Here is a 25,975-nt window from a genome sequence, read left to right on the forward strand (position 1 = left end):
GGGTACTGCCCTCGGGCCGGGCAGGCCCCACGTCCCGTGGACGGGAAATGCTCGCGCATTTCCACTGGCCGTCTCTACCCCCGTTCTCTGTTCGCGCGCCTTGGGAAATCTTGTCAAAACGTGCCAGCACATTTTGACGATTTCCCTCTTAAGGCGTGGCGCGCGGTCGAGCTTTGTTCGCGCGCCTGGAGAAATCTTGTCAAAACGCACAAGTGCATTTTGACGATTTCCCTCCTTAGCGGGGCGCGCGTCTATGCCTACGGGAGGATACTGCCCTTACGCCGGGCGGGCGGTGCCTCCCGGCACTCGGAATGGGCCGCCTCTACCCCAAGGCCGCCTCGGCCCAACCTACACCACACATGAAAACAAAAAATCCTTTGCAAGCCCGAAAGCCTGCAAAGGATCAAACAAACTGAACGGATAAAAACACCCGATCACACTGAAAAACTACAGTCCGCGCACGTGTTTCTCCCACGCCCAAGCCGCACGCAACGTATCGCCCAAATCACGCTCCGCACGCCAGCCCAACTCGTCGTTCGCCTTGTCCGTAGCGGCCCATATCTTCTCCACGTCGCCCGGCCGACGCGCTGCAATCCGGTGCGGCACCGGCACGCCGTTCACCTCTTCGAACAACCGCACCAGCTCCAACACCGACACCGGCGTTCCCGTCCCGATGTTGAAAATTTCGAACCGTTCGGCCGATCTCCCCCCGACCATCCGATCCACCGCCACCACATGCGCACGCGCCAAATCCACCACGTCGATGTAGTCCCGCAGACACGAACCGTCCGGCGTATCGTAGTCGTCACCGAAGACCGAAAGCTCTTTCCGAATCCCGGCCGCCGTCTGCGTAATGAACGGCACCAGATTGTTCGGCACCCCCTTCGGCAGTTCGCCGATCAGAGCCGACGGGTGCGCCCCGATGGGGTTGAAATAGCGCAGGGCGATCGCCTTGAAAAACGGCACCGCCGCCACCGTATCCTGAATGATGTCCTCGCTCATCTGCTTGGTGAGCCCGTAAGGCGAATTGGCCCGCTGGCGCGGCGTCTGTTCCGTCGCCGGAAGCACCTCGGGCTGGCCATAGACTGTCGCCGAGGAGGAAAAAACGAGGTTCGGCACCTCGAACTCCTGCATCAGGGCCATCACCGTGAGCAGCGAATCTAGGTTGTTCCGGAAATACTTGAGCGGCTCGGCTACCGACTCGCCCACGGCTTTATAAGCCGCGAAGTGGATCGCCGAATCGAACGCATACCGACCGAAAACCTGTTCGCGCATCGCCTCGCGGTCGCAGCAGTCGACCTGGACGAACGGCACGGGATGCCCCACGATCGCCTCCACCCCCTTCACAGCGGAGAGGTCGGAGTTCGAGAGATTGTCGGCAATGACGACATCGTAACCCGCGCGAATCAGTTCGACCGCCGTGTGGGTCCCGATATACCCGGCGCCCCCGGCGACGAGTACGGTTTTAGCTTTGTTGGATGACATATATCGTTAGTTTTTGTTGATACTCGATGCCGCAGCCGGTCGCGCCGCGCCCCACAACTCCGCCAGCCGGACGATCACGCGCGTGGCCGCTACCATGGTATCCACGGAACAGTACTCATACCGCCCGTGAAAGTTCCCGCCTCCCGTAAAAAGGTTCGGACACGGCAACCCCATATAAGAAAGCCTCGCCCCGTCCGTCCCGCCGCGAATGGGCCGCACGCAAGGCGTCACCCCCACCTCTTCCATCGCCCGACGAGCCAGCGCAACGGCTTCCGGACAAGCTTCCACGGGCTCGCGCATATTATAATATTGATCGGTCAGAGTCAGCCCCACGGTATCGGCCCCATACCGCCGATTCACAGCCTCGGCAGCCGCCGCCAAGATCGCTTTGCGCGCCTCGAACCGCTCCCGGGAGTGGTCACGGATAATGTACTCCATCAAAGCGGAATCCACGTCGCCCCGAATCGCGACGGGATGGAAAAATCCCTCATACCCTTCGGTATGCTCCGGCCGCTCCCACGCCGGCAACATGGCATTCAGCTCGCAAGCCACCTGTATCGCATTGATCATCTTCCCTTTGGCCATCCCCGGATGGATATTCCGACCGCGAATGGCGATCCGGGCCGAAGCGGCATTGAAATTCTCGTACTCCAGTTCGCCCTCCGCCCCGCCGTCCATCGTATAGGCCACCGCTGCGCCGAACCGCGCGACGTCGAAATGATCGACGCCGCGCCCGATCTCTTCGTCGGGCGTGAAAGCGATGCGAATACGTCCATGCCGCACCTCCGGATGGGTCACGAGATACTCCGCGGCCGTCACAATTTCGGCCACCCCCGCTTTATCGTCGGCCCCGAGCAGGGTCGTGCCGTCGGTGGTCACCAAAGTGTGTCCGCGCAGCAGCGCAAGTTCCGGGAAATCTTCCGGCGAGAGCACAAGACCGCCGTCGCCCAACGGAACGGCATCTCCGTCATAATCGCGCACAACCTGTGGCCGCACCCCTTCGCCCGACATATCGGGCGAGGTATCGACATGGGCGATGAAACCCACCGTCGGCGAAAGAGAGTCCTCTTCCGGCAAAGTCGAGGGCACGGTGGCGGTCACATAGCCGTATTCGTCGATCTCGACGTCGTCCAGTCCGATGAGGGTTAGCTCTTCGACCAGGTGGTTGAGCAGCAGGAGCTGCCGGGCGGTCGAAGGATAGGTCTCGCTCTCCGGATCGCTCTGCGTGTCGAAGGCCGCGTAGCGCAGCAGCCGTTCAAGCAGCCGCTCTTTGAGTTCGGGTATATTCATAACAATCGAATCTCTATGCTCCGATCACCGCACGACGATGTGCCGCACGATCCGCGCCCGCAACAACCCGTTGATGCGCTCGGCGATCGCCCGACGACGCATGAAAATCTCGGCCCGAACCGCAGCGGACGAGAAACGGACATAAAGCACTCCGCCGCGGATATAGACATCTTCGGTCGACCGGACGACATATTCGCCCGCCGCCTCGGCCCACAACTCGACCGCCCGGCCCTCCATCGTGGCCGGCCCCAGGGCGCGCGTCGAGAGGAAATCCTCCAACAGCTCGCCTACACGCATCGGTTCGGTTCGTCGCATACGGACAATAATAAGAAAATTTTACAAAAAAGCCAGCACGCGAAAGGTCATTACGCCCACAAGCGTTGCAGGTCGGCCACCGTGAGTCCCGGAAAACCGTCGATCAACAGGTCGTAGTCGCCGCGCGCTTCGATCAGCTCGCGCGGAAAGGTCGAAGCAATGGCCACCGCCTTGGCCCCGGCCCGGCGCGCCGCCTCCAGCCCCACGAAAGCGTCCTCGAAAACGACGCAGTCGTGCGGATCGACGCCCAATTTCCGCGCGGCCAGCAGATAGACCTCCGGATCGGGCTTGCTCCGGGCGATCTCCGACCCCGACGCCACGGCGTCGAAATAGGAAGCGATACCGCACCGCTCGAGCACGAAATCGACATTGATCCGCGGCGCAGAGCTCCCCACGGCAATCCGCATCCCCGCCGCGCGCAAAGCCTCCAGCAGATCGACCAGCCCCTCGGCCGGGCGCATGATCGGGTCGTAGAGCTCGCGATAAATCTCCTCTTTCTCGCGCGAGAAGCGTTCGACCTCGTCGGCGGGCAGGTCGTCGCGACCGAACAAACGGGCCATAATCACGGCGTTGGTCGATCCGAAACAGGGCAACAGCGTCCGGGCATCGAAATCGGTCACGCCGTGGCGCGCGGCAAAGTGTTCGAAAGCGCGCAAATGCGCGTCGCGGTTGTCGACGATCACGCCGTCCATGTCGAAAAGAGCTGCCTGAAGCATATCGGTTTCTGATGAATTAAAAATAAATATCCCGTTCTCCGGCCCGAATCCGGGCCAACCGTTCACGAGTCCGGGCCGCCGACTCGTCCGGCAGCTGTTCCAAGGCCGATTCGATCCGGTTCCACCCGGCCGAGGCCACCTCCGGCGAGGCGTAATCGGTCAGGTATTCCGCCAGGGTGAGAATGGCGTTCGGCCCGCAGAACCGCTTGATGAAGCCCGGCACGGAGAACTCCATGAAGTGTTCGCCCGTCCGTCCGCGGCGGTAGCAGGCCGTGCAGAACGACGGCAAATAGCCCTCCCCGACCAGCCGCCCGACGATCTCGTCCAACGAGCGGTCGTCGTGGATGGCGAACTGACGCGACCCCCGCTCCGCTTCGGGTTCGCCGGAGTAACTTCCGATCTCGAGCCGGGTTCCGCCGTCGATCTGCGACACGCCGTACCGAATCGCCGCATCGCGCACGGCAGCCGGTTCGCGGGCGGTCAGAATCAGGCCGGTATACGGCACGGCGAGCCTCAACACAGCGATGGCATAGACGAAATCGTCGTCTCCCACGGGCGAAGCGGCCGGCAGCGAGGCCGAGGCCTCTTTGATCCGCGGGAACGAGATCGTGTGCGGCCCGACGCCGAAACAGGCCTCCAGGTGGTTCGTGTGCCGCACGAGTCCCATCACCTCGAACCGCCAGTCGTGGAGCCCGAGCAGCGCGCCCAGCCCCACGTCGTCGATTCCGGCCTCCATCGCCCGGTCGAGGGCGGTCAGCCGCCAGTCGTAGTCGGCTTTCCGGCCGCCGAGGTGGTAGCGGGCATAGGCCGCACGGTGGTAAGTCTCCTGAAAAATCTGATAGGTTCCGATCCCGGCCTTGTGCACCGTGCGGAACCCCTCGACGGTGAGCGGTGCAGCGTTGATATTGACCCGGCGAATCTCTCCCGCCGGCTCCGACCGAACGCCGCAGGCGATCCGCACTGTCTCGGCGATATACGCCGGGCTGTAGGCCGGATGCTCGCCGTAGACCAGAATGAGCCGCTTGTGTCCCGTCCGCTCCAAGGCCGTCACCTCGCGGACGATCTCCTCGTCCGTCAAGGTCTTGCGCACGGTCTCGGTACTGTCGGCCCGAAAGCTGCAATAGGCGCAGCGGTTGGTACACCGGTTTCCGATATAGAGCGGTGCGAAGAGAACGATCCGGTCGCCGTAGACCTCGCGTTTAAGCCGTTCGGCGGCCTCCAGCACGAGCGGCCGCTCTCCGGGCCCGGCGCCCAGCAGCACGGCGACGTCGTCCAGCGGGAGCCGTTCGCGGCTCATGGCGCGACGAACGGCGGCCCGAACCTCTTCCGCCGAGGGCGAAGCGTGGCGGGCCAGGAACGATTCGATCTCCTGTTCGTCGATAAAGGGCTCTCCCGGCCGGTCGGGAAGGCGATAGGTCTGCGGATGGAAAATCATGGCGAAAGGCGGCGGTTTTCGCCGCACATCGCAAAATTACACTATTTTTACACTCCGGGCGCGCAGAAAGGCCCGGAATGTCGAACCGAAAAACTCTTTCCCCATGCTCGAACGATTCCGACAATACATCGACCGGCGGCAATTGATCGCTCCCGGCGACCGCGTACTGGCGGGCGTCAGCGGCGGCATCGACTCGATGACGCTGCTCGACCTGCTGCGCCAGAGCTGTCCGGGCCGCATCGCGGCGGCACACGTCCACTTCGGGCTGCGCGGGGCCGAAGCCGACGGCGACCGGCAGCTGGTAGAGGCCTATTGCGAAGAGCATGCCATTCCGTTCCACACGGTTCGGTTCGACACCGAAGCCGAAGCGAAAGCGCGCGGCGAATCGATCCAAATGGCGGCCCGGCGGCTGCGCTACGACTGGTTCGAGACGCTCTGCGAGCACCACGGCTACGACCGCATCGCCATCGCGCACCACGCCGACGACTCGGCCGAAACGTTCTTTATCAACCTGTTGCGCGGAACGGGGCTGCGCGGACTGACGGGCATTGCGGATCGGCGGGGACGCATCATCCGTCCGCTGCTCTTCGCCCGGCGCGACGAGGTGACGGCTTACGCGGCGGCACGCGGAGTGCCGTATCGCGAGGATTCGACCAATGCGACGCTCAAATACCTCCGCAACCGGCTGCGCCACGACATCCTGCCGCGGTTGGACAGCGCGTCGAACAACCGGTTCGCCCGGACGATGGAGGAGAACCTCGTCCGGTTGCAGGCTACGCAACAGTTCATCGACCTCCAGATCGCCCGGCTGCGCGACCGGGCTTTCGCGGGGCCGGAGGAGATCGACCTCGACGCGTTGGACGAGACTTGTTTCGGATTCGAACTCTATGAGCTGCTGCGTCCTTTCGGCTTCACGCCGGAGGCGGCGGAGGAGATCGCCGCGCTGTGGCAGCGAGCTGAGGAGGGAATCGAAACGACGCTCTCGGGGAAACGGTTCGAGGCGGAAAAATGGACGGCGCGGCTCGACCGGCGGAGGATTCTGCTGGCTCCGCGCGTGGTCGAGCCGTTCCGCGAAGAGTGGATCGAGGCGGACGACCCGCGGGTGGAGTGGCTCTCGCTGGAGGAGCTGCCGGAGAGTCTGGCGACGCCGCCCGAGACGGCTTACCTGACGGCGGATGCGCTGAAATTTCCGCTCCGCCTGCGCGGCTGGCAGGAGGGGGACTGGTTCATCCCGCTCGGGATGGCGGGACAGAAAAAGGTGAGCGACTTCCTGATCGACGCCAAGGTGCCGGTGGCGGAGAAGGGGCGGCAAGGAGTTCTGCTCTCGGGCGAGACGATCGTCTGGTTAGCGGGCCGCCGAATCGACGACCGTTACAAGGTACGGCAGGACGGGCACCGTTTCGTGCGGATCACGCTGTAAGCCCCCGAGGAGGTAGTTTCATCAAAAAAAATCGCCTGTCGACATCCGAAATGACGGTCGGTTGCGTCTATGGTATAGAAATCCACAAAATCAATCGATACAAGATGAAACATGCGTTACTCGCTCTGCTGCTCGGCGCAGGACTGATTTTCGGAAACGTAGCCGCTCCGGCGGCCCAACCGGTCGATTCGACGGAGTTGGCCGCACTTATCGAAACTCCGACAGAAATCCGGACGGATAGTCTGTTACAGGCGCTGGACGCTCGGATGACCGCGCTGGAAGGGGCGATCGAAGGGGTAAACAGGAGCTCGGACACGCCGTTCGACTTCAATGGAGACCATTTGATGGTCGTACTGATCGTCCTCATCTCGACCGGCTCGGGGGTGGCGATGGTTTTCTTCATCATGCGATTCTGGTATATCGCGCTGAAGAAAAAATACGAGGCTCAACGATACGCCATCGAACACGGACACTCGCCGAGCGAGTTCGAAACTATGGGGCGACCGCTGACGAGCTTTATCCGACGGCTGTTGATCGTGGCGATCGTCGGGTTCGTCATTCTGGTCTGGATCGGGCTCCTCAACCTGAGCTACATGCGATTCTTCACCTCGCTGCTGCTGTGGGGGCTGATCCTCGGGGTGGGATACGCGATCGTCTATTTGTTCCGCCAGTACGTACAGCGTCGTGACGAAAACCGATAACAGACACGACGCGTTGGGCGAGTGGTGGTTGGTGAGGCGGGTGAAACGGTCGGGCGACCGCGCGGCATTCGGAGAGCTGGTGGAACGCTACCACTCTCCGTTGCGGCGTTATCTGACTCACCTGACGGGTGGCGACGGGTTCCGGGCGGACGATCTGGCGCAGGAGGCTTTCATCAAGGCTTTCACCTCGATCCGCCAGTTTTCGGGGGTGGGGTCGTTCCGGGCGTGGCTGTTCCGCATCGCTTACCGCACGTTTCTCGACAGCCGACGGTCGCTGCACCCCACGCTGGAGATCGAGCGGATGGAGGCGGCGGGGGAAAGCGGCACGGAAATCGCTATATTGCAGAGCGCGCTGGCCTGCCTGGACGAGGCGGAACGGAACGTGATCCTGCTCTCGGCGGTCGAGCAGTTGTCGCACAGCCAGATCGCCCACGTGACGGAGATACCGCTGGGAACGGTCAAGAGCATGGTGGCGCGGGCGAAGGCCAAACTGCGGGAATATCTGAAAAACGAAGAGTTATGAGACGCAACAGGATAGGAAACGATCCGCTGGAACGGTTGTTCGCGGCGGCGCGCAACGAAGGGGTGCGGGACGAGGGGTTCACGCGACGGGTGGTCGACCGGCTCGGGCCGTTGCCTCCGTCGAAGAACCTCTACCGGGTACCGACTTTTGCGACGGCGTTTGCGTCGGTGTTGCTGCTGGTGGGGGCGATGCTGTGGGAGCCGGGCGATTTTAAGGGTTTGACGGGGTGGTGGAAGGGTTTCAGACAGGAGACGGGTATCAGGCTTTTTCCGACGGAATGGGGACTCTCTTCGAATGCGGCGGGCAAGGGGACGAGCTCGGCGGGTTCTTTGTCGGATGGGATAAAGTTTCGATAACGGACCGCCCCGGGCTACCGCGGCCATAACACGGGGGCGTTGAATTACACCGGTCTTGGCGGATACGCTTTGACGTCCTCGGTCAGCGGTATCCATGGCATGTATTTGGATTTCGTTGCGACGGCGCTATACCACAGCCACTCGAACTACCGTGCTTTCGGTTTTCAGTTGCGTTGCCTCTCGGAATAAACGGGACAGAGGTGGCTTTTGATGACCGTGTCTACCCCAAATGGAGCCGAGACCACCCAATTTTTGGGGTAAAGTCACTTAAAGTAGAGGCGACCCGTAAAACGCCCTGCGGGCGCGCCCCGGGCTACCGCCTCGACGAAGACGGCATACTGCGTGCCGTGGGCGACAACGGATTCTGCTGGTCACCCATGTCTTACTATTCGGGAGGCCGCTACCGGAGCCGGTATTTAGTTTTCCATACGCAAGGGATCAATCCAATCAATATGGGTGCCCGCGCCTACGGTTTTCAGTTACGTTGCCTCTCGGAATAAACGGGGAAATGCGCGCGGTGGGCAATGGGCTGGAGCTGCCCCATGTAGCCGAATTTTGTGCGGACGGACGCCCGGGAGGAACAGCAACTCTCAACGCGCAAACGGCGTGTTGCGGGCCGCCCGTGGGCAGGCGTCCGGCCCGCGCGACCCGTTGGGTCACAGAATCGGCCCATTCGTCCTCGGCGCGTCCCCCACGCACCGCTAATGCGTCGCTACTCGCTCTCAGTTTAAGCGGGTCGAAGCCTGCGGGGCCCAAAGCAACGTCAGTTGCGGGCCTCCGCAGCGGGAGGCTTCGGCCCGCGTGGCTCTGCGAGCCGCAAAAGCAACAATCCATCCACCTCCTCAATTCTTTCGGGTTCATTCTTGACCACAACAGCAGTTCGCCGCCAGCGGAGAGCAGCAACGAGCTCCGACGAGTTGCAGCCCGCCGCAAGGGGTGGCGGCAAACTGCGCGGCTCTACGAGCCGCAAGAGCTCAGCCCCAATCCAAGCCCCATACTCAGCCCAGCGCGGCCCAAAGCTCGCCCCATTTCTCCGCCCTGTGTGCTCACTGCGGCTCCGCTATCGCTCCGCCGCGTTTTCGCGCGCCTTGCGCGATTCATTCTATTTCGGCTTACTGCCGAAATAGTTGAATCGCTTCTTTAGGCGTTGGCGCGCGTTTTAGTTTGAGGGTACTGCGCTCAGGCCGCGCGGGCCCCACGTCCCGTGGACGGGCGAAACTGCGTTTCGCTGCGGCAGCCTCTACCCCATTCTTTGTCCGCGCGCTGGCGGAAATCTTATTCAAACGCATCATTTGCGTTTGAATGATTTCCTACTTCAGCGGTCGCGCGCGGGAGAGCTTTGACCCGCCTAAAACTGCGCTCGGGCCGCGCGGGCCCCACTTAGTAAGGCAGAGACAACCCTAACAAAACACCCAACGGGTGCGTGGACGGGCAAAACTGCGTTTTGCTGCGGCAGTCTCGGCTCAATGGTTCTACTAAAGATAGCCCCTAAAAAACACAGCCTTTCGGCTCTAGAACCGAAAGGCTGTATCCTGAAAAAATCCGTTCTTTACGACAGGAAATAGTTCCGCATCCGGTCGAAAATATTCCGCCCTTTAGCTCCGCTATTGACCGCATTCGGCTTGAAATTCTCCGATGTACGGAGCTTTTCCAACGCCTCCTTCTCCGCCGGTGACACATGAGCCGGAATATGGATATCCACCACCGCCAGCAAATCGCCCGTTCCGCGTCCGTTGATGTCCGGAATCCCCTTGCCACGCAACCGCAATACCCGACCGGCCACCGTGCCCGGTTCGATCTTGATCCGTGCCTTGCCATCCACCGTCGGAACTTCCACCGAAGCTCCCAAAACAGCGTCCGCCACGTTCAGTTGCAAGTTGTAAATCAAATCGTTCCCCTCGCGTTTCAACTCCGGATGCGGCTCCTCTTCGATCACCACCAGCAAGTCGCCATTGATCCCGCCGTTCCGAGCCGCATTCCCCTTGCCCGAAACCGACAGCTGCATCCCCTCGCCCACCCCAGCAGGGATGTTGATCTCAACAATCTCTTCACCCTTCACCGTCCCCGTGCCATGACACTTCGAACACGGCGCCGTAATGGTCTTGCCCGTCCCGTCACAGGTCGGACAGGTCGCCGTCGTCTGAGTCTGACCGAAGAAGGTGTTGACCACCTGCGTCACATGCCCCGAGCCGCCGCATGTCGCACACGTGGCATACGAATTACTGTCCTTCGCTCCCGTCCCGCCGCACTGGTCGCAAGCGATATTTTTCTTGATTTTCAGCTTCTTGGTGGTTCCTTTAACGATCTCGGCCAAGGTCAGTTTGACTTTGATCCGCAGGTCGCTCCCCCGATTCACCCGCGCACCGCCATAGCCGCCTGCCGCCCCCGAACTAAAGCCGCCAAAACGCCCGCCACCGAAAATATCGCCGAAACGAGAGAAAATATCCTCCATCGTAAAGCCGCCGTATTCGCCGCCGAACCCTCCGAATCCACCGGCTCCGCCGCCGGCAGCTCCGCCCATCCCGGCATGACCGAACTGGTCGTAACGGGCTTTCTTATCCGGATTGCTCAACACGTCGTATGCTTCGGCGGCCTCCTTGAACTTCTCTTCGGCGTTCTTGTCGCCGGGGTTCTTGTCGGGGTGAAACTGAATCGCTGCCTTCCGATAGGCTTTCTTTATCTCTTCGGCCGATGCGTCGCGACTCACGCCGAGCACTTCGTAATAATCTCTCTTATCTGCCATTTATCGTGATTTATAATTGTTCTTTTTGTATTTGCCCGGGAGGGTACTGTTCTTTTTGTGAACAAAAAGAACCAAAAAAACTTTAGACGGATGCTAACGCATCCTCAAGCTGCCGGCGGCCCAAATCTCGGACTGTTTGTTGGGCTGTGGTTTTCTGGCGCAGCGCGCTTGGGTTATTTTGCCCATGATTTAGCGCGCTCGCCGAGAAAACCCAGCCCGACAGACTCACGAAGACTGAGGACTGCGGAGCCTAAGGCGTAGCGTAGCTTCACGAAAGTTCTTTGGGTACCTTTCTTTCAAGAAAGGTACGGTTCCAGCCGGGTAAACACGGTAAACGAACGGTTAGAAATATGGAAATGGAAGAGGCGAGTTACTCCCCGACCACCACCTTAGCGAAGCGAAGCACCTTGTCCTTCAGCATGTAGCCCGTCTGCACCACATCGATCACCGTCCCCTTCTTGTCCGCCTCCTCGACCGGCACCTTCGCCACCGCATCGTGGAAATCCACATCCAGCGGTTTTCCCAACGCCTCGATCGGCGTCACCCCCTTGGACTTGAGGATATCCATAAATTTCTGGTAGATCAGCCGCACCCCCTCGCACTCCGCCGCCACCTGCTCCTTCCCGTCGAGCGCCGCAATGGCCCGTTCGAAATCATCCACCACCGGAATAATCGCCTTGATGACATCCTCGCCCCCGTTCGAAATCAGATCCATCTTCTCCTTGAGCGTCCGTTTGCGGAAATTATCGAACTCCGCCGCCAGCCGGATGTACTTATCCTGCCACTCCGCCGCCGCGTCTGCCATTTTGTCGTTTTCGGCCGCCGGTTCGACATCCTGCGCCTCCTGCTCCGGTGTCAGCGTGTCAGTATCGGGCGTAGGTTCCGACGTCGCCCCGTCCGACACGTTATTTTCAAGCTCTTGATTTTCAGTATTTTCTTTTTGATTTTCCATAACACATGTCAATTATCCCGCCGTAGAGTCGTCAAATAGCGTACCAATCAAGCCTCGTGACGGCCGAAAATCGACCGCAGAACCTCCATCTGCCGCTCCGGATTGAATTTCGCTTCGATAGTGGCTTCACAAGCCTCGCGCGTAGCCGCCCGCTCGGCCTCCGTCGCCGCGAGCCACGGACGGATCGCCTCGGCCAGCGAATCGACACTCCCCTCCTCGAACAACGTCCCCGTCACGCCCGGCCGAATCGCCTCGAACTCAGGCATCTGCCGCTCGGCCGTACCGTGCGTCACCACCGGCGTGCCGAACGTCAGGGCGTGGATCGCCGTCAGCCCCGCATTGCCCGGACTGACGCAAGCCGCGCTGTGGTAGAGAAACGTCCCGATCAGATGTTCGTCGTAGCTCTCGCCGTAGAACCAAACCTGATCGACCAATCCGTCCGCCTCGGCCCGCGCAGCCAGCCTGTCGCGTTGCGGCCCGTCGCCGATCAGCACGAGGTTGCAAGGCATCCCCTGCCGTTCGAGCCTCGTCATGGCGGCGAGCAGCAAATCCAGCCGTTTGACCTCGGTCAGCCGCCCGACGAAGACCAGCAAAGGGAGGTCGTTCCCGAAATAGTTCCGGATAAATCCCCGGTCGCCGATCCGGCTCCGGAGGACGCATTGCCGTTCGTAGTCCAACGAGTTGTAGATCACGGCCATCCGTTCGGCCGGAAACCCTGCTTCGAGCAACAACCGACGGGCGCGTTCACCGTACAGCAGCAGATGTCCCGCCAGACGCAGATAGGTCAGATTCTTCCACCGTTTCAACCCCTTTTCGTCTCCGTACAACCCGTGCGTCCAGAGGTAGACCGGCCTCCCCAACAACCTGGCGACCAAAGCGATGACCCAGTTGGAGCGAATCCCCGGATTGCCGGTCAGAATATAGGCGTCGTACCGTTTCGAGAAGGCTTTCCGAATCGCTCCGCGCTGCCAGACGAGTTTTCCGCCCCGGCGGTAAATGTTATGCAGGTATCCCCGAAAACCTTTCAGTTCCCGCAAATCCAGCAGAGCGATCCCGCCGGTGGACTCTTCGCCGGCCATAAAATCGTACTCCGCGGCCGGATCCTCGTCCATCCGTCGGTAGATGCCCGCCCGGTACCGGGGGGCGATATTGAACAGACAACAGATTTTCATTCTATCTTTGCTACAAAGATACGCCGCTTTTTCGGTCGGAGGGCCACTTTTTTTCCTGAAAGCGGTCGGAAATCCCCGCCCCGGGCTTCCGCGGCAGCGATGGCGCGGTGAATCATGCCGGCAACTATGGGTTCAGCTGGTCCTCTTCCTCGATTGTCGCAACGGACTACCTCAGAGGATTCGGTTTGAGTGCGGGTTCGAAGGGGCTTGCCCCGAACAGCCAGGAGACCTGCGGCCTCGGTATTCAGTTGCGTTGCCTCTCGGAATAAACGGGAAGCACGCACGAACAGACGCAACACGACGCACGGAGATGAAAATTTTATTGATCCATAACCGGTACAGCCGCGTCGGCGGCGAAGAGACCGTCGTGGAATTCCAGCGGCAAGTGCTGGAACGCAGCGGTCACACGGTACTCCTGTACGAACGGTCGCACGACGAGATTCGGCAGTGGCGGTTCGGACGCTTCGCCTCGCTCTTTTCGGCGCTCTACAACCGGCGCGCGGTGCGCGACGTGCGACGGATCGTCCAACGCGAACGGCCCGACGCGGCTATCGTGCACAACCTGTTTCCCGTGATTTCGGCCGCCGTCCTGCCCGTCCTGAAACGAGGGGGCGTCCGGGTGCTGATGACTCTGCACAACTACCGGCTGGTCTGTCCCATCGGACTTTTCTACACCGGCGGCGAGATTTGCGAGCGATGCGGAACCTGTCGCGGACGCGAATGGAACTGCCTGTTCCACAAATGCGAAGGATCGTGGAGCGGGAGTTTCGGATACGCCCTGCGCGGGTGGTGGAGTCGCAGGAGGGGCTACTTTTCGGCAAACGTCGACCGGTTTCTGGCCCTGTCGGAGTTCCAACGCACCTTATTGAGCCGTTACACCGGCATTCCTTCGGATCGGTTCGCCGTGGTGCCGAACGGCGTCGACCCGGCCCTGATGCCCGAGCCATCGGTCGAGGCCCGAAAGGCAGGCAGGCACTATGTCGCCTACGCCGGTCGGCTCAGCCGGGAAAAAGGGCTCGACCTTCTGATCGAAGCGGCGCGGCGGCTGCCCGACGTCGAGTTCCGGGTGGCAGGCGAAGCGGCCGAGGGGTATACGCTGCCGGAAATTCCGAAGAATGTGCACCTGCTGGGCAAGTTGAATCGCAGGGAGCTGGCCGACCTCTACACCGGTGCGAAGGCACTGGTTTTGACGAGCCTGTGTTACGAGGGATTCGGGCTGGTGGTCATCGAAGCGATGTACTACGGGACGCCGGTGGTGGTTCCCGAGCGGGGCGGCTTGCCGGAGATCGTCGAGCGGGGCGACTGCGGAGCGGTCTACACGCCGGGGTCGGCGGAGGCGCTGGCCGAACGGTTAGAGGAGTTGCTTAGCGACCCGGAACGAGCGGACGAATTAGGCAGCAGGGGCCGGCAACGGGTAGCGGAGCACTACCATTCGGCTGTTTATACGCAGTTCTTGCTCGAACAGCTCGAACAGCCGTAATGGCGACATATCCTCTCCTCCGAACAGCTTCGGCGCGGAATTCCGACACAGGAATCCGCGCCGATTTTTTATTCTCTCCAAAAAATTTTATCCGCCCCAAAAAACGAGAGAAGGGATTACCCGCTGTTTGTCCACCGAAACGAAATGCCGCACATTTGTCCCGTCGAACCGAGCCGCCGCCCCCTCCTCGGCCCGGTCAACACCTCAAAAATGAACGGAAATGAGCGGAGAGATAACCACCCTAATCGTATCGACACTCGTTGCGGCCGTCTCGGGGCCGCTGGGCGCCTGGATCAACAGTCGAATCCTGCGCCAGAAATACCTGATCGAGATCGAACAGCTGCGCGCCGAGATGAAAGACAAACTGGCGGCCGTCAAAAGCCACGAGTTGGACAATGTGCGCAAAGCGAGCGACATCCTGATGGAAAATATTGTTAAACCGCTTGAAAAAGAGCTTAAATCACTGCGTAAAGATGTGGATAAATTCCGAAAAGCGATCGAGAAGATACCTTCTTGTGCTATGGCTGACAGCTGCCCTGTCTCTCGGGAGCTGCTCGTTGCCGAAACGGTCGACTGGCAGCACGGTTCGAATCGAGAACAGTAAAGTCGCCCACACGGTTCTGGACAGCCTCCTGCTGAATGAATCGGCGGCCCGGCTGGAACTTCGGACGACGATCGACAGCGAGACGGAGACGGAACTGATCGTCTACGACACCCAACAACCGCCGAACGACTCAACGGGGCTTCCGCCGGTGCGGGCCGTATGGCGCCAGTCACGCAAGGAGGCTCGACAGGAGCGGCAAAACACGGAATCGAGCGACCGAACCGACCTCCGGGTATCGGTCGCGGAAACGGAGACGCTCGCCGAACAAGCGGAATCGGTTCACAAAGAGGAACGCAAACCGACGGCGGGCACGGGAACGCTGAGATTCGGCCTCGGTCTGGTGCTGTCGGCAGTCGCGGCATGGGGCATCGGCCTGCTGTTCCGCCGACTGAAACGGCGGTAGTTTCCTACCGTCTCAGCAGGTGCCAAAGCAGTGCGGCTCCGGCGAGCGTCAGCACGACGGAGGCGGCCATCGCCGGTACCAGAATCGCGAACGTGATGCGAATCCAGCCGCCCAACACGCTAATCCCCAATCCGAAAACGCCGATTACGCCGATCACGGAACTGACAAACACCAGAAGCAGGTGTCTCCGTTTCCGTCGGGTCGTGCAATGCGGGTTTCCGCGCGCCACCTGGCGTTTCAAAGCGAGTCGCCCTACTCCCCAAGCCGCGCCTGTCACAACGGCTGTCCCGAGCAGATACCACGCCCACAACGGAAATCCGCCCTCCTCGGGCTGTACGCTGGCGAGCAAAATAGCCAAAAAGGCACAAAACAAGGGCACGCCGACTACGCCTACGGTTTGCCGATAACTCCCGAACGGATTCTCTTCTGTCTGATTCATGTTTTTTTGTACACTTTTTTGCTCCGGATAGAACCGTACCTTTCTTGAAAGAAAGGTACCCAAAGAACTTTCGTGATAGCTACGCTATACCTCAGGCTCCGCAGTCCTCAGTCTGCGTGAGTCTGTCGGGCTGGGTTTTCGGCGAGCGCGCTTAGGGTATTATGCCCATTATTTAGCGCACTGCGCCGAAAACCACAGCCCAACCCATAAACCGGGATTTGGGCCGCCGGCAGCGGAAGGATGCGTTAGCATCCGTCTAAAGTTTTTCTGGTTCTCTTTGTTCACAACCGACGCTGTCAGCGAGGGCAATGCAAACATAGTTTGCAAATTGCCGAGCGGCGAGGAGGAAGGCGAAGCCAACGAGAACAGTACCCTCCCGTAACAAGAACAAAGAGGCACAAAATTTACAGTAACACCGAACGATCGAGAGCCGTCAAGCGCAACACCGCCTCCAGCCCCGCAGCACCCAACGACAGCGAATAATCGTTCACGAAATAGGAGATATGCTTTTGCCTCACCTCCGCCTCCAGCTCCTGCGCGTGGGTTCGGACAAACTCCGCCGACGCCTCCGGATGCGCCTGCGCGTATTCGATGCTCCGCCGAATCACCCGCGCGACCCGCTCCGCCATCTCAGTCCCGTGGCGACGGTGCAGCACAATCCCTCCTAACGGAATCGGCAGCCCCGTGCGCCGCTCCCACAACTCGCCCAAGTCGGCCACCAGCTGCAACCCCTGCGCCGCATAGGTAAAACGCCCCTCGTGAATCAGGACTCCGGCCTCCAACTCTCCCGCCGCCACCGCCGGAGCGATTTCGGAAAAGAGCATGGCCCGTTTACGGATCGCCTCCGGAAAAAGCAACGACAACAGCCGATTGGCCGTCGTGCGCTCGCCCGGAATCCCGACCCGCGCCTCACGCCACTCCTCCGCCCCGATCGCCCGGCGACTTACCAGCAGCGGCCCGTTCCCATGCCCCAGCGCACTCCCGCTGTCGAGCAACCGAAACGCACCCGCCACCTCCGGCAACGCCGCATAACTGATCTTGATCACATCCTCTTCGCCGTCCCGCTCGATCGCCGCACGGTTCAAGGCCTCGATATCATCGAACCGCACGTCGAACACGAGCCCCTCGGTATCCACCAATCCGTGGATCAAGGCGTGAAAAATAAACGTGTCGTTCGGACACGGCGAAATATGCAACCGCATGGTCAAAGCCAATTTTCGAATAACGAGACCGGAATATCCTCCGGCCCAATGAATTACCGCCCGTCTCCCGTCACTTCATTCGCCAACCGCGCTCCCGCTTCGAAATCCCGGATATTGGAGAGTGTCGTATGCGCGATATTGGCCAAAGCCTCCTCGGTAAAGAACCCCTGATGCGAGGTCACGATCACGTTGTTGAACGACAGGAGCCGGGCCAGCACATCGTCGTCGATGATCTTGTCCGACTTGTCCTCATAGAAATAATCCCCCTCCTCTTCGTACACATCCAGCCCGGCCGCCCCGATCCGTTTCTGTTTGAGCCCCTCGATCAGCGCCTGGGTGTCGATCAATCCGCCGCGACCCGTATTGATAAGCATCACACCGGGTTTCATCCGTCCGATGGCCCGATCGTCAATCAGATATCGGGTCTGTTCGGTCAGCGGACAGTGCAACGAAATGATATCCGACCGTCGATACAGTTCGTCGAGCGACACATACCGCATCCCCGCCTCACTGGCAAACGCTTCGTCAGGAAACGGGTCGTATCCGACGACCTCCATCCCGAACCCGCGCAGAATATGAATCAATATCCGCGCGATCTTGCCCGTTCCGATAATCCCGGCGGTTTTTCCGTACATATCGAATCCCATCAATCCGTGGAGGGCAAAATTTCCGTCCCTCGTCCGCCAATAGGCCCGATGGATTTTCCGATTGAGCGAGAGCATCAGGGCGACAGCGTGTTCGGCCACGGCATGCGGCGAATAGGCCGGCACGCGCACCACCCGAATTCCTTCGCGCCGGGCGGCTTCGAGATCGACGTTGTTGAATCCGGCACACCGCAAGGCAATCAACGGCACTCCCTGCTCTTTCAAGGCTCGAATCGTCGCGGCGTCGGCGGTGTCGTTCACGAAGATGCACACGGCACCGGCGCCCTTGGCCAACACTGCGCTCTCGGCGGTCAGATGCCCTTTATAATAGCTGATGTCGAATCCATAGTCCTCGTTGACGCGGTCGAAGGACTCACGGTCGTAAGGCTGTGCTCCGTAAAATGCGATCCTTGTTGCCATAACGTTCTATCTATAAATTCGTTCGCTCCGGTGTTCCTTCGGATTTTCGCCGATCGAGGCGAACATAAAATACTTCTGAGCAAAAAGGATGCCCCGCCCCGGGTATCCGCGTCTGCGACTGGGGAACCGGGTGGGCTGTGGGAAACTACGGGGTCAGTTAGTCGTCTACGGCCAGTGGCGCCAATGGAAACTGTCTACATTATGGGGTTAGCAGCCATCTAAATGTTGCCAGCGCAAATGCCCGCGCCTACGGTTATCAGTTGCGTTGCCTCTCGGAATAAACGGACGCTAAGCGTCTTTTACTGGCCGCCTCGGCCTAAAAACTGGCAACCTCTACCCGAAAACTACCCCAAATAACCAGTAGTCTTTACCCTATTTAATTTGACTTTGCGGGCGGACGCCCGGGAGGAACGACAACTCTCGACGCGCAAGCGGCGTGTTGCGGGCCTCCCGTGGGCAGGCGTCCGGCCCGCGCGGCTCTGCGAGTCGCAAGAGCAACACCTCGTTCACCGCCCAAAGCTGTCGGGTTCGGCCTGTCGCCCATCCCCCCCGAAGCCGCTATGCGGCTTGGGCGACGAGGCCGGCGGTTCGAAGAACCGCAAAAGCACTGCCTATTTGTTTTTGGCCGCAGCCAGCGGAGAACTGCGCGACTCTGCGAGTCGCAGGAGCCCGACCCAGTTCTCCGCCCCGTGTCAGCCTCACTGCGGCTCCGCTGTCGCTCCGCCGATGCCGTTCGGCACTCGAAAGATGGGCGCGTCTGCTCCTAAACGTCGCCCGCTGGGATTTCATCTCGATTTTGCTGTTGCAAAACGAGTGAAATCCCTCTTTAGGCGACGGGCGACGGATTTTTTGCGGTTCGAGTTTTTTCCGCACGCCTGGGGAAATCTTGTTAAAACGTGCCAGCGCATTTTGACGATTTCCCTCTTTAGGCGTGGCGCGCGGTTTAGTTTGAGGGTACTGTCCTCGGGCCGCGCGGGCCCTACGTCCCGAGGACAGGAAATGCTCGCGCATTTCAACTGGCAGCCTCGGCCCAAACCGATGCCCGCCAAGCTCCGTACATCACACTTCCGCCGCAAGGGCCGCATTCGTATCCGCAGTAGCAGCTACCGCCGACGTCTCTTCCAACATATCCGCCACATCCGCTTCCCGCTCACTCCTCCGCGACGAACCGCCACCGTGTCCCCCGCTCCGCTCCGAACCGCGTCCACGTTCACGATCATTACGATCGTTTTTCGAGAAATGCTGCAACGGATCGGCCGCCGCCTCGTCGAACACCTGTCGATTCCGGAAAATGTCGATCGCCTGGTAAATCGCCGCCCGCATCGGCGCAGCATCGGCCACCATCTTCCCGGCAATATCGAATCCCACGCCATGCGCCGGCGACGTCCGCACCACCGACAGACCGGCCGTAAAGTTCACCCCGTCGGCAAACGTCAGTGCCTTGAACGGCGCCAGTCCCTGGTCGTGATACATGGCCAACACGGCATCGAACTTCCGGTAAGCCCCGCTGCCGAAAAACCCATCAGCCGCAAAAGGCCCGAAAGCGAGGATATTTTCGTATTTCGCCGACTGAATCGCCGGAATAATGACCTCCTGTTCCTCCGCTCCGAGCAGCCCGTCGTCTCCGGCGTGCGGATTGAGCCCCAACACCGCGATTTTCGGCCCGACGATATTGAAATCGCGTTCCAACGAGCGTTTGAGCGCACGGATATGCCCCAACACCGCCTCCGTCGTCACCGCACCGGGCACCTGCGCCAACGGAATGTGCATCGTCACGAGTCCCACTTTCAGCGTATCGCTCACCATGAACATCAACGGTTCGGCATCGCCGAACTCCGCCGCGAGGTATTCGGTATGTCCGATAAACCCGAAATCGTCGCCGGTGGTATTTTTCTTGTTGATCGGACAGGTCACGAGCACATCGATCTTTCCTGCCTTCAAATCCCGCACCGCAGCATTCAGCGACGCAATGGCATACTGCCCGCTAATCACCGTCGGCTGTCCGGGGTCGATTTTCACGTTTTCGTCCACACAGACGATCATATTGGCCCGTTTGGCATTGGCCTGCTCAGGATCGGTAATGATGTTGAAGGTGAAATTTTCGGCATCGGGCATCATCGCTTTGTAGTACCCGGCCACCTTGGCCGACCCGTACACCACAGGGGTACAGAGGTCGAAAATCCGGGGGTCGAGCAATGCTTTGATGATGATTTCGTAACTGATACCGTTGAAATCGCCGTGGGTGATCCCCACTCGTATTTTATCCATATTCGTATTTTTTACGGTTCGGTTTCCCGTGGTTCGGTGAAAAAAGACCGTTCGCGGGAGTCAGAGAACCACCCCGTTTATTCCGAGAGGCAACGCAACTGAAGACCATAGGCGCGGCTGTCGATGTGAACAGGATCGAGCATGCCGCATTCTAAGGCCAAATACATGCCCTGAATCGAACTGATCGTGGACGACCAGCTGTAACCGTTGTTGCCGACGGCCCACAACTCGCCCGTACTTCGCGGGCGGTAGCCCGGGGCGCGCCCACTGGGCGTTTTACTGGCCGCCTCTCCCCCGTTCTTTGTTCGCGCGCGGGAGAACTTTGTACCTTCTCGGCTCATCCTTATTTCCGCGCGCCTGCGCGACGGAAAGGAACGGCCCAACTCCTCGCTCCGTTTTTTATTCGCGCGCCTGCGCGATTCAGTTATTTCGGCTCACCGCCGAAATAACTGAATCGCTTCTTTAGGCCGGGCGCGCGTTTTAGTTTGAGGGTACTGCCCTCAGGCCGGGCAGGCCCCGCGTCCCGTGGACGGGAAATGCTTGCGCATTTCCACTGGCAGCCTCTAACCCCTATTTTCATCCGCGCGCAGGCGGAAATCTTATTCAAACGCGAATCACGCGTTTGAATGATTTCCTTTTCCAGCAATCGCGCGCGGGAGTTCTTTCACGCATCTTTGGCTACAGGAGGGTACTGGCCTCAGGCCGGCCGGGCCCCGCGGGCCCGCAGTGGGCAAAAGGCAGCCTCCCCCTGTTCCCTCCGCCTACTTATACTCGTTCCAAGCCTTGATCTTCAGATCGCCGCGACCCCGACGACAAAAAGCGACGATAAAGTCGTTCGCCAACCGGGCATTGGTTATCAGCGGAATATTGAAGTCGATGGCCGACCGACGAATCGTATAGTCGTTATTCAGCTCGTCCTTGGTAAAATTCTTCGGGATATTGACCACGCAGTCGATCCGGTGCTCCTTGATAAAGTCGAGTACGTTCGGCACTCCGGTAATCGACGCATCCTGATCCGGCCAACCGACCACCGTCGCCCGTACCCCATTCTCCGACAGGAAGTTCGCCGTCCCTTTCGTGGCGTAAATCGTGTATCCGCGCTCCTGCAACGCCTTGGCCGCATCGAGCGTCAGAGTCTTCGACTTCGCGTCGCCCGTCGACAACAGCACGCTGCTCTTCGGGATCGAATACCCCACCGAAAGCATCGACTTCAAGATCGCCTCATAGTAATCCTCGCCGATACAACCTACTTCGCCCGTCGACGCCATCTCGACGCCCAACACCGGATCCGCCTTCTGCAACCGGCTGAAGCTGAACTGCGGTGCCTTGATCCCCACATAATCCAACTCGAACGCCGACTTGTGCGGCACCTTCGGATCGAGCCCCAGCATCACCCGCGTGGCGATGTCGATGAAATTCACCTTCAACACCTTGGAAACGAACGGGAAGCTCCGCGAAGCCCGCAAATTACACTCGATCACCTTGATGTCGTTGTTCTTCGCCAAAAGCTGCATGTTGAACGGCCCGCTGATTTCGAGCGCCTTGGCAATCTGGCGCGCGATCTTCTTGATGCGCCGCACCGTCTCGATATAGAGTTTCTGGGCCGGGAAAACGATCGTAGCGTCCCCCGAGTGCACCCCGGCGAACTCGACGTGTTCCGAAATGGCATAGATCAACACCTCGCCGTCCTTCGCCACCGCGTCGATTTCGATCTCCTTGGCATTATTCACGAACTCGGTCACCACCACCGGATACTGTTTCGACACATTGGTCGCCAGCGTCAGGTAGTGTTCCAACTCCTCCTTATTGGAGACGACGTTCATCGCCGCCCCCGACAAGACATACGAGGGCCGAATCAAAAGCGGGAACCCCACCTCGTCCGCAAACCCGTAAATCTCGTCCATACTCGTCAACTCCTTCCACCGCGGCTGGTCAATCCCCAGCTGGTCGCACATCTCGCTGAACTTGTGCCGGTCTTCCGCCCGGTCGATATTCGTAGCCGCTGTCCCCAGAATCGGCACGTTCTCCTGATACAGCCGCATCGCGAGGTTGTTGGGAATCTGTCCCCCCACCGACACGATCACCCCGCGCGGCATCTCCAGATCGGTCACGTCCAACACCCGCTCCAAGGTCAACTCGTCGAAGTACAAGCGGTCGCACATGTCGTAGTCGGTCGAAACCGTCTCCGGGTTGTAGTTGATCATCACCGACCGCAGCCCGTTCTCCCGAATGGTGTTGATGGCGCTCACCGAACACCAGTCGAACTCCACGGAAGAGCCGATCCGATAGGCCCCCGACCCCAGTACGATGACCGATTTATCATCGTGCGCAAAATCGATGTCGTGCGCCGTCCCGTTGTAAGTCAGGTAGAGGTAGTTGGTCTGGGCCGGATACTCCGCCGCCAGGGTATCGATCTGTTTGACCACCGGCACAATCCCCTTGGCCTTCCGATAGGCCCGCACCTTGAGCAGCCCCTCCTCCATCTTCAGGTCGTCGTTCTGGAGCACCGTCCGGGCGATCTGAAAGTCCGAGAACCCTTTGCACTTGGCCTCCCTCAACAAGGCGTCCGGCATCGCCTCCAGCGTCCGGAAATTCCCCATCTCGTGTTCCAGCGCGATAATCCCCTCCAGCTTCCGCAAGAACCAGTTGTCGATCTTGGTCAGTTCGTGAATCCGTTCGACACTATACCCGTGCTTAAACGCCTGAGCGATAATGAATATCCGTTTATCGGTCGGTTTCTGGAGCTCCCGGTCGATATCCTCGACGGCCATCTCCTTATTGGCCACGAAACCGTGCATACCCTGCCCAATCATCCGCAGCCCCTTCTGTATCGCCTCTTCGAAGTTCCGCCCGATAGCCATCACCTCGCCCACCGACTTCATCGAAGAGCCCAACTCACGACTAACCCCCTTGAACTTGCTCAAGTCCCAACGCGGAATCTTACATACGATGTAGTCCAGCGCCGGCTCGAAACAAGCCGTGGTAGATTTCGTGACCGAGTTCTTCAGTTCATGCAATCCATACCCCAACCCCAGCTTCGCCGCCACAAAGGCCAGCGGATAGCCCGTCGCCTTCGACGCCAGCGCAGAAGACCTCGAAAGCCGTGCATTGACCTCGATCACGCGGTAGTCCTCGGAGTTCGGATCCAAGGCGTATTGCACGTTGCATTCCCCCACAATCCCCACGTGGCGGATAATCCGAATCGCAATCTGCCGCAGCTTATGGTACTCCGCATTGGTCAACGTCTGGCTCGGCGCCACGACGATCGACTCGCCCGTGTGAATCCCCAGCGGGTCGAAGTTCTCCATATTACAAACCGTAATACAGTTGTCGTACTTGTCCCGCACCACCTCGTATTCGACCTCTTTCCAGCCCTTGAGCGACTTTTCGACCAGAATCTGCGGCGAGTAGGTGAACGCCTTTGCCGCCAGCTGTTCCAGCTCCGCATCCGTATCGCAAAAACCCGAGCCCAGCCCCCCCAAGGTATAAGCGGCGCGAATAATCACCGGATACCCCAGTTCGTTCGCCACCCGCTTGGCATCCGCCACCGTGGTAACCGCCTCGCTCTTAATGGTTTTTACGTCGATTTCGTCCAATTTACGGACAAACAGATCCCGATCCTCGGTATCCATGATCGCCTGCACCGGCGTCCCGAGCACCCGCACGTTATATTTCTCCAAGATCCCCCGCTTATAGAGCTGCACGCCGCAGTTCAGAGCGGTCTGTCCCCCGAACGCGAGCAGAATCCCTTCCGGCCGCTCCTTGGCAATCACGTCCTCGACGAAATCCGGCGTCACCGGCAGAAAATAGACCTTGTCCGCAATCCCATCGCTGGTCTGCACCGTGGCGATATTCGGGTTGATCAGAATGGTTTCGATCCCCTCCTCCTTGAGCGCCTTGAGGGCCTGGGAGCCCGAGTAGTCGAACTCGCCCGCTTCGCCGATCTTCAATGCCCCCGAACCCAGGAGGACGACTTTTTTTATGCTGTTGTCTGCCATGACTCTATTTGTTCTTGTATTGGTCGATTAACTCGATGAAACGGTCGAAAAGGTACTCGGTATCCACCGGCCCGCTGGTGGCCTCCGGGTGGAACTGCACGCTGAAGAAGGGCAGAGTCCGGTGTCTGATCCCCTCGATGGTGTTGTCGTTGAGGTTGACGAAGTAGGGTTCCCAACCCTCTCCCAACCCCGTCGGATCGACAGCATACCCGTGATTCTGAGAGGTGATCACGGCCCGATCGGTTCCCACTTCCAACGCCGGCTGGTTGTGCGACCGGTGTCCATATTTCAACTTATAAGTGGTCGCCCCCGCGGCCCAGCTCAAGAGCTGGTTCCCGAGGCAAATCCCGAAGATCGGCCGATTGGGCTTCTGTGTCATAGCCCGCTTGATATTTTCGATCGTGACCCCGCACAGCGCCGGATCGCCCGGCCCATTACTGAGCATCACCCCGTCGTAGTCCAAGGTGCTGAAATCGTAGTCCCACGGCACCCGAACAACAGTGGCATTCCGTGTATACAAGCACCGGATGATGTTGTACTTACACCCGCAGTCCACCAGCACGATCCGTCGCTTCGCCTCCGGATTGGTATAGGTGATGGTATCCTTGCACGAGACCGCCGCCACCAAATTCTCGGCGTTCGGGTTATGGAACGGCATAGCATCTGCCGATGCGTAATCGGTCTCCTGCACCAATTTCCCCAGCATCACCCCCCGTTCGCGTATGATTTTCGTGATTTCTCTGGTATCGACGCCGAAGATCCCCGGCACCTCATTCTCCTTAAGCCAGTCGGACAAACTTTTGATGGCGTTCCAATGGCTATGCTGAAACGAGTAGTCGCTGATAACGAGCCCCTTGATGTGTATCCGGTCGGATTCGAAGAATTTGGGCAAACCTGTGGCTTCGTCTAAAACCGAAGTGTCCGGCACGCCGTAGTTCCCGATCAACGGATAGGTGAGCACCAGAATCTGTCCCGAATACGACGGGTCGGTCAAACTCTCCGGATACCCGGTCATGGCGGTAGAAAAAACGACTTCCCCCGATACAGACCGATCTGCACCGAACGAGAAGCCGTCGAATTGCGTACCATCCTCCAAAATCAGGCGGGCGGGCGTACTTTTCAGCATGTCAATTCAGAATTTAGTTTCTGAAATACAAAGATAACGCTTTTTCCGAAACAAACCGGGCTTTTCCACTGAATTTACCTATTTTTGTTCCATATACTTTCTATTCATTCGTTTTTCGTGTCTTTGTCCAGGAGGGTACTGTTCTCTTTGTGAACAAAGAGAACCAGAAAAACTTTAGAGCGCATCCCTGCGGGATGCTCTGGCCGTGTCTGCCCGAATGGTTGGGCTAGATTTTCGGTGTGGCGCGCTATTATGTGGCGAACTACCTTTAAGCGCGCCCACC

General features: G+C 59.5%; 25 protein-coding genes. 10 read left to right on the forward strand and 15 right to left on the reverse strand.

Annotated features, from left to right (window positions below; all coding sequences use genetic code 11):
* Positions 1-447: 447 nt before the first annotated feature.
* From galE to hydG, 5 genes are all read right to left on the reverse strand, one after another.
* Positions 448-1,485: a UDP-glucose 4-epimerase GalE gene (galE, locus tag ACTO3O_RS07130; RefSeq protein ID WP_297832023.1), complete on the reverse strand. Its 1,038-nt coding sequence runs from the start codon at positions 1,483-1,485 to the stop codon at positions 448-450.
* 6 nt (positions 1,486-1,491) lie between these two features.
* Positions 1,492-2,775 (reverse strand): peptidase T, encoded by a 1,284-nt coding sequence (pepT, locus tag ACTO3O_RS07135; RefSeq protein ID WP_297832026.1) that lies wholly within the window; start codon positions 2,773-2,775, stop codon positions 1,492-1,494.
* Between the two features lie 24 nt (positions 2,776-2,799).
* Positions 2,800-3,072, reverse strand: coding sequence for a DciA family protein (locus ACTO3O_RS07140; RefSeq protein ID WP_297624205.1), 273 nt, complete (start codon positions 3,070-3,072; stop codon positions 2,800-2,802).
* A gap of 68 nt (positions 3,073-3,140) precedes the next feature.
* The gene (locus tag ACTO3O_RS07145) at positions 3,141-3,806 is read right to left on the reverse strand and encodes an HAD family hydrolase (protein WP_297832029.1); all 666 of its coding nucleotides are present in this window, start codon (positions 3,804-3,806) and stop codon (positions 3,141-3,143) included.
* 16 nt (positions 3,807-3,822) lie between these two features.
* The gene (hydG, locus tag ACTO3O_RS07150) at positions 3,823-5,241 is read right to left on the reverse strand and encodes a [FeFe] hydrogenase H-cluster radical SAM maturase HydG (protein WP_297832032.1); all 1,419 of its coding nucleotides are present in this window, start codon (positions 5,239-5,241) and stop codon (positions 3,823-3,825) included.
* Between the two features lie 103 nt (positions 5,242-5,344).
* On the opposite strand from hydG, the gene tilS reads away from it, so the two are divergent.
* The 6 genes from tilS (at position 5,345) to ACTO3O_RS07180 (ending at position 8,741) form a co-directional block, all read left to right on the forward strand.
* Positions 5,345-6,661, forward strand: coding sequence for a tRNA lysidine(34) synthetase TilS (tilS, locus tag ACTO3O_RS07155; protein ID WP_297832035.1), 1,317 nt, complete (start codon positions 5,345-5,347; stop codon positions 6,659-6,661).
* Positions 6,662-6,765: 104 nt separating this feature from the next.
* On the forward strand, positions 6,766-7,362 hold the full coding sequence (locus ACTO3O_RS07160; RefSeq protein WP_297832039.1) for a hypothetical protein: 597 nt from the start codon (positions 6,766-6,768) through the stop codon (positions 7,360-7,362).
* Positions 7,346-7,885 carry an RNA polymerase sigma factor gene (locus ACTO3O_RS07165; RefSeq protein WP_297832042.1) on the forward strand — a complete coding sequence of 180 codons (540 nt, stop codon included), beginning with the start codon at positions 7,346-7,348 and terminating at the stop codon, positions 7,883-7,885. The genes ACTO3O_RS07160 and ACTO3O_RS07165 overlap by 17 nt, the downstream gene beginning before the upstream one ends.
* Positions 7,882-8,241, forward strand: coding sequence for a hypothetical protein (locus tag ACTO3O_RS07170; protein WP_297832044.1), 360 nt, complete (start codon positions 7,882-7,884; stop codon positions 8,239-8,241). Before ACTO3O_RS07165 ends, ACTO3O_RS07170 begins: the two co-directional genes overlap by 4 nt.
* Positions 8,242-8,280: 39 nt before the next feature.
* Complete coding sequence (locus ACTO3O_RS07175; RefSeq protein WP_297624222.1) at positions 8,281-8,430, forward strand: hypothetical protein; 150 nt, start codon at positions 8,281-8,283, stop codon at positions 8,428-8,430.
* 158 nt (positions 8,431-8,588) lie between these two features.
* A complete protein-coding gene (locus tag ACTO3O_RS07180; protein WP_298081061.1) occupies positions 8,589-8,741 on the forward strand; it encodes a hypothetical protein in 153 nt (50 codons plus the stop codon).
* A gap of 1,049 nt (positions 8,742-9,790) precedes the next feature.
* Here ACTO3O_RS07180 and dnaJ read toward each other — a convergent pair.
* The 3 genes from dnaJ to ACTO3O_RS07195 form a co-directional block, all read right to left on the reverse strand.
* A complete protein-coding gene (dnaJ, locus tag ACTO3O_RS07185) occupies positions 9,791-10,984 on the reverse strand; it encodes a molecular chaperone DnaJ (RefSeq protein ID WP_297830521.1) in 1,194 nt (397 codons plus the stop codon).
* 370 nt (positions 10,985-11,354) lie between these two features.
* Positions 11,355-11,936, reverse strand: coding sequence for a nucleotide exchange factor GrpE (locus ACTO3O_RS07190; RefSeq protein ID WP_297830519.1), 582 nt, complete (start codon positions 11,934-11,936; stop codon positions 11,355-11,357).
* A gap of 47 nt (positions 11,937-11,983) precedes the next feature.
* Positions 11,984-13,108 carry a glycosyltransferase gene (locus tag ACTO3O_RS07195; protein ID WP_297830517.1) on the reverse strand — a complete coding sequence of 375 codons (1,125 nt, stop codon included), beginning with the start codon at positions 13,106-13,108 and terminating at the stop codon, positions 11,984-11,986.
* Between the two features lie 107 nt (positions 13,109-13,215).
* On the opposite strand from ACTO3O_RS07195, the gene ACTO3O_RS07200 reads away from it, so the two are divergent.
* The 4 genes from ACTO3O_RS07200 to ACTO3O_RS07215 all read left to right on the forward strand — a co-directional run bounded on the left by ACTO3O_RS07200 (position 13,216) and on the right by ACTO3O_RS07215 (position 15,595).
* Positions 13,216-13,377, forward strand: coding sequence for a hypothetical protein (locus tag ACTO3O_RS07200; RefSeq protein ID WP_294594271.1), 162 nt, complete (start codon positions 13,216-13,218; stop codon positions 13,375-13,377).
* Between the two features lie 41 nt (positions 13,378-13,418).
* Positions 13,419-14,588 carry a glycosyltransferase family 4 protein gene (locus ACTO3O_RS07205; RefSeq protein ID WP_297830516.1) on the forward strand — a complete coding sequence of 390 codons (1,170 nt, stop codon included), beginning with the start codon at positions 13,419-13,421 and terminating at the stop codon, positions 14,586-14,588.
* Between the two features lie 220 nt (positions 14,589-14,808).
* Positions 14,809-15,192, forward strand: coding sequence for a hypothetical protein (locus ACTO3O_RS07210; RefSeq protein ID WP_294594269.1), 384 nt, complete (start codon positions 14,809-14,811; stop codon positions 15,190-15,192).
* Complete coding sequence (locus tag ACTO3O_RS07215) at positions 15,146-15,595, forward strand: hypothetical protein (RefSeq protein ID WP_297830514.1); 450 nt, start codon at positions 15,146-15,148, stop codon at positions 15,593-15,595. The genes ACTO3O_RS07210 and ACTO3O_RS07215 overlap by 47 nt, the downstream gene beginning before the upstream one ends.
* Positions 15,596-15,599: 4 nt before the next feature.
* Here the strand turns inward: ACTO3O_RS07215 and ACTO3O_RS07220 are convergent, their stop codons facing one another.
* From ACTO3O_RS07220 to carA, 7 genes are all read right to left on the reverse strand, one after another.
* Complete coding sequence (locus tag ACTO3O_RS07220; protein ID WP_297830512.1) at positions 15,600-16,034, reverse strand: hypothetical protein; 435 nt, start codon at positions 16,032-16,034, stop codon at positions 15,600-15,602.
* A 404-nt stretch (positions 16,035-16,438) separates the two neighbouring features.
* Complete coding sequence (locus ACTO3O_RS07225) at positions 16,439-17,236, reverse strand: 1,4-dihydroxy-6-naphtoate synthase (RefSeq protein ID WP_297830510.1); 798 nt, start codon at positions 17,234-17,236, stop codon at positions 16,439-16,441.
* A gap of 53 nt (positions 17,237-17,289) precedes the next feature.
* Entirely contained in the window at positions 17,290-18,300 is a 1,011-nt protein-coding gene (locus ACTO3O_RS07230) for a 2-hydroxyacid dehydrogenase (RefSeq protein ID WP_297830507.1), read from the reverse strand.
* A 1,059-nt stretch (positions 18,301-19,359) separates the two neighbouring features.
* Positions 19,360-20,568, reverse strand: a complete 1,209-nt coding sequence (gene pdxA / locus ACTO3O_RS07235) for a 4-hydroxythreonine-4-phosphate dehydrogenase PdxA (RefSeq protein WP_294593772.1) — start codon at positions 20,566-20,568, stop codon at positions 19,360-19,362.
* Between the two features lie 77 nt (positions 20,569-20,645).
* Complete coding sequence (locus tag ACTO3O_RS07240; RefSeq protein WP_297830504.1) at positions 20,646-20,795, reverse strand: hypothetical protein; 150 nt, start codon at positions 20,793-20,795, stop codon at positions 20,646-20,648.
* A 534-nt stretch (positions 20,796-21,329) separates the two neighbouring features.
* Positions 21,330-24,566, reverse strand: coding sequence for a carbamoyl-phosphate synthase (glutamine-hydrolyzing) large subunit (carB, locus tag ACTO3O_RS07245; RefSeq protein WP_297830502.1), 3,237 nt, complete (start codon positions 24,564-24,566; stop codon positions 21,330-21,332).
* 4 nt (positions 24,567-24,570) lie between these two features.
* The gene (carA, locus tag ACTO3O_RS07250; RefSeq protein ID WP_297830500.1) at positions 24,571-25,692 is read right to left on the reverse strand and encodes a glutamine-hydrolyzing carbamoyl-phosphate synthase small subunit; all 1,122 of its coding nucleotides are present in this window, start codon (positions 25,690-25,692) and stop codon (positions 24,571-24,573) included.
* Between the last annotated feature and the right edge of the window lie 283 nt (positions 25,693-25,975).

Source organism: Rikenella sp. (assembly GCF_056799795.1).